The sequence below is a fragment of the Kineococcus vitellinus genome, assembly GCF_009906315.1.
In the GTDB taxonomy this organism is placed as follows: domain Bacteria; phylum Actinomycetota; class Actinomycetes; order Actinomycetales; family Kineococcaceae; genus Kineococcus; species Kineococcus vitellinus.
This window is the reverse complement of record NZ_JAAALL010000308.1, coordinates 1-5,023: the sequence shown is the minus strand read 5'-3', so window position 1 is coordinate 5,023 and position 5,023 is coordinate 1. Positions and strand designations below refer to the sequence as shown.

5 protein-coding genes are annotated in these 5,023 nt (G+C 79.3%); 2 read left to right on the top strand and 3 right to left on the bottom strand.

What is annotated here, in order from left to right:
* A partial coding sequence (locus tag GTQ99_RS19635; RefSeq protein ID WP_205707849.1) for a hypothetical protein occupies window positions 1-205 on the top strand: 205 nt, incomplete at its 5' end.
* Between the two features lie 11 nt (window positions 206-216).
* Here the strand turns inward: GTQ99_RS19635 and GTQ99_RS19630 are convergent.
* The 3 genes from GTQ99_RS19630 to GTQ99_RS19620 form a co-directional block, all read right to left on the bottom strand.
* Entirely contained in the window at window positions 217-1,053 is an 837-nt protein-coding gene (locus GTQ99_RS19630; RefSeq protein ID WP_166617395.1) for a phytanoyl-CoA dioxygenase family protein, read from the bottom strand.
* Window positions 1,054-1,310: 257 nt separating this feature from the next.
* A complete protein-coding gene (locus GTQ99_RS19625) occupies window positions 1,311-1,577 on the bottom strand; it encodes a GlsB/YeaQ/YmgE family stress response membrane protein (RefSeq protein WP_166617394.1) in 267 nt (88 codons plus the stop codon).
* 227 nt (window positions 1,578-1,804) lie between these two features.
* Complete coding sequence (locus GTQ99_RS19620; RefSeq protein WP_166617393.1) at window positions 1,805-3,826, bottom strand: EAL domain-containing protein; 2,022 nt, start codon at window positions 3,824-3,826, stop codon at window positions 1,805-1,807.
* Between the two features lie 128 nt (window positions 3,827-3,954).
* Here GTQ99_RS19620 and GTQ99_RS19615 point away from each other — a divergent pair.
* Window positions 3,955-5,023: diguanylate cyclase (locus tag GTQ99_RS19615; RefSeq protein ID WP_166617392.1), on the top strand; the 1,069-nt coding region annotated here is incomplete at its 3' end.

Genomic DNA, 5,023 nt, shown 5'->3' with positions numbered 1-5,023 from the left:
GGCCCGCGTGCAGGAGCCCGCCCCCGTCGAGCCCGCACCCGTCGCCGTCGCCCCCGCTGTCCCGGCCCCCGTCGTCCCCGCTCCCGCGCCGGTCGCCCGGCCCGCCGCGCCGCCGGTGGCGCAGCCCGTCGAGGAGGTCGTCGAGGAGGCCCCGCGCAAGGGCTTCTGGGCACGCCTGGTCGCCAGGCTCACCGGCCGCGGCTGAGCCGCCCGGTCTCAGACCAGGGCGAAGTCGGGCAGCAGGCTGCGCGGGACCGTCTCCGCGGGCCGCAGCACCGGCTGGGCGCGCGCCGACCAGGCGGCGTAGCGCCCGTGCAGGACGAGCCGGTCGCGCGTGGTGGGGCGGTCGGTGCGGTGCAGGCCGCGCGGGTCGAGGAAGACGACGGTGCCCGCGCCGCCCAGCGCGCTCGTGCGGGCGTCCTCGCCCAGCAGGGCGCGCAGGGCGTCGTCGTCCACGTGCGCGGAGCGCTCCAGGGCGCGGACGGCGCGCGGCACCGGACCGCGCCGCCGGTGCGAGCCGCGCAGGTAGTGCAGCGGGCCGGTGCCGCCGTCGACCGCGGTCAGGTGCAGGTGCACCTCCAGCGCTCCGGAGCGCTCCGCGCGCTGCCACGGCGCGGGGTGCGAGGCCGCGGCGGCCAGGGTCAGCCGGCCGTTGACGTCCCAGATGACGACGTCGCGCCGGCAGTGCGCGGCGGCGATGCCGGCGACCTGCGGGTGGCGCAGGAAGCGCGCGTAGGGGTCCTCCGGGTCGACGGGCGGGGAGGCGCCGAGCAGGTCGACGCGGTGCGCGTCACCGCCGGCCAGGGGGTCGCCCGCGAGGGCGCGGCGACGGCGCACGATGTCCGCGGACTGGTCGGCGACGAGGTCGTCGGTGCGCGAGAGCACCTCCTCCAGCAGCTGCGAGCCCGGCGCCAGGGCGCTGGTGCTCGTGCAGGCGATGCCGTCCCGGCGCAGGTCCTCGACGACCCGCGCCGCCTCGCCGGACAGCTGCACCCCCCGGGTGCGCGACCCGCGCACCCCGCGCAGCAGGGAGCGGGCGGTGGTTCCGGTCACGGGCCTCCTCCGACGGACGTGACCGCACCGTAACAATCCGCATCGTCGAGAGCCAGCGACGCAGCGTGATGGAGCGGGAGGTCGTGTCGCGGCGGGCGGGGACCCGGGCGCCCGGGGAGCCGTGCGCGCGGGGGCCGGGAGCGCGACGCGGCCGTGGGCGGAGCGCCCACGGCCGCGTCGCGGTCGATCGGTGCCGTCGCTACCGGCGGCGGGTCGTCAGGTCGGCGACGGCCGCCGGGTGCGGCGCGCGGGCCGCGTCAGCGGCGGACGCTGCGCCGGCTGCCGGCCACGGCCGAGACGCCGACGGCGGCGAGCGCGACCTGGAGGATCAGCTCGATCCAGTCGATGCCGCGGGTGTCCGCCACCCCCAGGAACCGGGCGATGAACGTGCCGATGATGGCCGCCACGATCCCGATGACGATGGTCCAGATGACGCCGATGTTCTGCCGGCCGGGGAGGACCAGCCGAGCCAGCGCCCCGATGATCAGGCCGACGATGACCGCGGTCAGGAGGGAGATGCCCATGTCCTTGCCACCTTCCGTGTAGCGGCGCCGGTCGGCGCCGCCGCAAGACCGTACGTCCGCGGGCGCCTTCCCGCCCGTCGAGATCACCGCTTCCCCCGACCGGCGGATTCTCCTTGCGCCGCGTGCGAAGTCCCTCACCGACCGTGACTCACGGCGCGGTCGCGACGGGGTCGCGACGCGGTCGCGGACCGGTCGCGCGGGGGTTCCGGAGCGGTCGCGGAGCGGTCTCAGGGGCTCGCCGGAGCGCTCCCCGCGGGCTGCGCCGCCAGCAGCGCCCCGACGGCGTCCGCGCTCAGCGGGCGGGCGAAGTGGTAGCCCTGGGCGAGGTCGCAGCCGGCGTCGGCGACGGCGGCCGCGAGGGCCGCCGTCTCCACGCGCTCGGCCACCACCCGCAGCGACAGCGCGTGCGCGACCTCGACGACCGAGCGCACGAGCAGGGTGCTGGTGTGCCGGGCGAGCGGGTCCTCGTCGGCCAGGCCCGCGACGAGGGCGCCGTCGAGCTTCAGCTCGTCCACGGGCAGCGTGCGCACGGCCGACAGCGGGGCCGCCGCGGAGCCCACGTCGTCGACCGACACCCCGGTGCCCGCCTGCCGCAGCCGGACCAGCTCGGCGTGCACGAGCGGCGCGGCACCGGCCAGCGCCTCCTCGGTCACCTCCAGGCGCAGCTGCTGCGCGCCGACCCCGGCCGCCGCGAGCAGGGCCAGCACCCGCTCGGCGAACCCCGCCCGCAGGCAGCGCGCCGGCACGTTCACCGACACCTGCACGCGGGCGCCCCCCGCGTTCCAGCGGGCCGCGTCGGCCAGCGCCGAGCGCAGCACGAAGTCGGTCAGCGGGTCGGCCAGCGCGGTCGCCGCCACGGCGGGCACGAACGTCGCCGGGGGCAGCAGCCCGCGCTCGGGGTGCCGCCAGCGCAGCAGCGCCTCCACGGCCACGACCCGCCCGGTGCGGACGTCGACGGTCGGCAGGTGCACCAGGAACAGCTCGCCCCGGCGGGTCAGCGCCGCGCCCAGGTCCGCCAGCAGCGCCAGCCGCTGCGCCGGCCGCTGCTCGTCGCCCGCCGCGTACAGCGCGACGCCACCGCTGACGCCGCCGCGGCCGCAGGCCGCGTGCAGCGCCGCGTCCGCCTGCCGCAGCAGCGTCGCCGCCTCCTGCGGGGGCGCGGCGAACCCGCGCTCGCCGCCGCGCAGCCGGCGGGCGTGGTGGCGCGAGGTGACGCCGACCGCGGTCGCCACCTCCACCTCCGCGCCGGCCACGGCCAGCCGCCCGCGCAGCGCCTCCCGCAGCCGACCGGCCACCGCGCGCCCCTCGCGCGCCGACCCGCCGGGCAGCACGACGGTGAACTCGTGCGGGCGGGTGCGGCCCAGCACGTCGCCGGTGCGCAGGACCTCCCGCAGCAGCGCCGCCACCTGGACCAGCACCTCGTCCGCGCCCGCGTGCCCCAGCTCGGCCTCCACCCCGGCGAAGCCCTCCAGGCCGAGGACCAGCACCGCCGCGTCCGCCTCCTCGCCGCCGGCCAGCGCCGCGGTCAGCGCCGCCGACACCCCGGCGGGGACCAGCAGCCCGGTCAGCGGGTCGTGCGCGGCGGCGTGCCGCAGCCGCGCGAGCTCGCGGCCCTGCAGCGCACCGGCGGCCGGCGCGTGCCGCCACGCGAGCAGGGCCAGCGACGCCGCAGCGCCGACGACGGCGGCGTGCCCGAGCGCCTGCCGCCACGGGTGCGCCGCGTCGGCGAGGACGAGGTGCGGGTGCAGGGTGCCGACGACCCCCTGCTGCAGCAGGACGAAGGCCGTGCTCAGCAGCACCGGCGTCCACGCCTCGTAGAGCACGAGGACCGGGACCAGCGCGACGAGGGCGACGTGCGCCTGCGGGGCCCCGCCGAACAGCTGCACCACCTCGGCGGCGGCCAGCAGCAGGCCCAGCACGGCCGCACCGGCGCGCAGCCCGTCCGGCGACCAGGCCGGCAGCGAGGGGTCGTCGGCGAGCCAGCGGCGGGCGGTGTCCAGCTGCGCGGCCAGCAGCGCCACGGCCAGGACCGCGCCCAGGCCCGCCGCGTGCGCCGGGGAGCTGCCGCGCGCGAGCGCGAGCACCGGCACCGCGAGCACGTGCGCGAGCAGGACCGCGCAGACCCAGCGGTGGCGCCGCCGCCAGTCGGCGCGCTCCAGCGGCGGGCGGCGCGCGCGCCGGCGGGGGAGGGGGCGCCAGCGGCGCGCGCGCCGCCCCCCGCGGGTGCCGTCGGCCGGCTGCGAGCTCACCCCCGGAGGATCGGCACGGCGCGGCGCGCCCTGGAGCGGGCCGGTGCGGCGCGCGGCCGCCGCTCGTGGCAGGGTGGTCCGACTCCGCTTGCGGGGCACCACTTCTAGAACACCCTGGGAGGCGCCTGGTGCGGCACCGGCAGGAGGACCTGCTGCCCGGACCGCGGTGGTGGCGGCTGCTGCGAGGGCTGCTGCGGCGGCTGCCGGCGAGGTCGCCGCGGGGGCTGCGCGCGGGCGGGCGGCCCGTCGTCGCGGGCCGCGTCCTCGTCCTCGTCACCACCCTGCTGGTGCTGCTCACCGCCCCGCTGCTGGGGCCCACCGGTGCGCAGTGGCTGCCCTTCGCCGGCGTCGCCGCCGGGGCCGCGGCCGTGCTGGGGGCCAGCGTGCTCGTGCCGTGGCGGCGGCTGCCCGACCTCGCCGCCACCGTCTTCCCGGTCCTCGTCATGGCCGGGCTGGCGCTGCTGGCGCGCAGCGGCGCACCCGTCGACGGCGCCTACGGCCCGCTGTTCGTGCTCTGCTTCGTCTTCACCGGCCTGGTGCTGGTGCCCCGCACCGGCTGGGCGCTGCTGCCTGCCGCGGTGCCCCTGCACGTCCTGGCCGCCGGTGCCCTGGACGCGCGGACCGCCGTGCGCACCGTCGTGGCCGCCTGCGTGTGGATCATCGTCTCCGAGGTGCTCGCCGACCTCATCCGCCGCCAGCGCGCCGCCACCGACGTGCTGCAGCGCGACGCGCGCACCGACCCCCTCACCACCGTCGGCAACCGCCGCGACCTGGAGGCGCGGATGCGGCTGCTGGTGCCCGGCGACAGCGTCGTGGTCGTCGACCTCGACCACTTCAAGCAGCTCAACGACAGCCGCGGCCACGCCTACGGCGACGAGGTCCTGCGCGACTTCGGGGCGCTGCTGGGCCGCAGCCTGCGCCGCGGGGACCACGCCGCCCGCTTCGGCGGCGAGGAGTTCGTGCTGCTGCTGCCCGCCACCCCCACCGGCGCGGCCGTCGACGTCGTGGAGCGCCTGCGCGAGGCGTGGGCGGCCGGCGGCGCCCCCACCACCTTCTCCGCGGGGTGCGCCACGCTGGACGAGGTGACCAGCGCCGAGCAGGCCCTCGTCGCCGCCGACGCGGCCCTCTACGCGGCCAAGGACGCGGGCCGCGACCGCACCCGCAGCGCCGCGGCCGCCGAGGGGTGGGGTCCTAGGG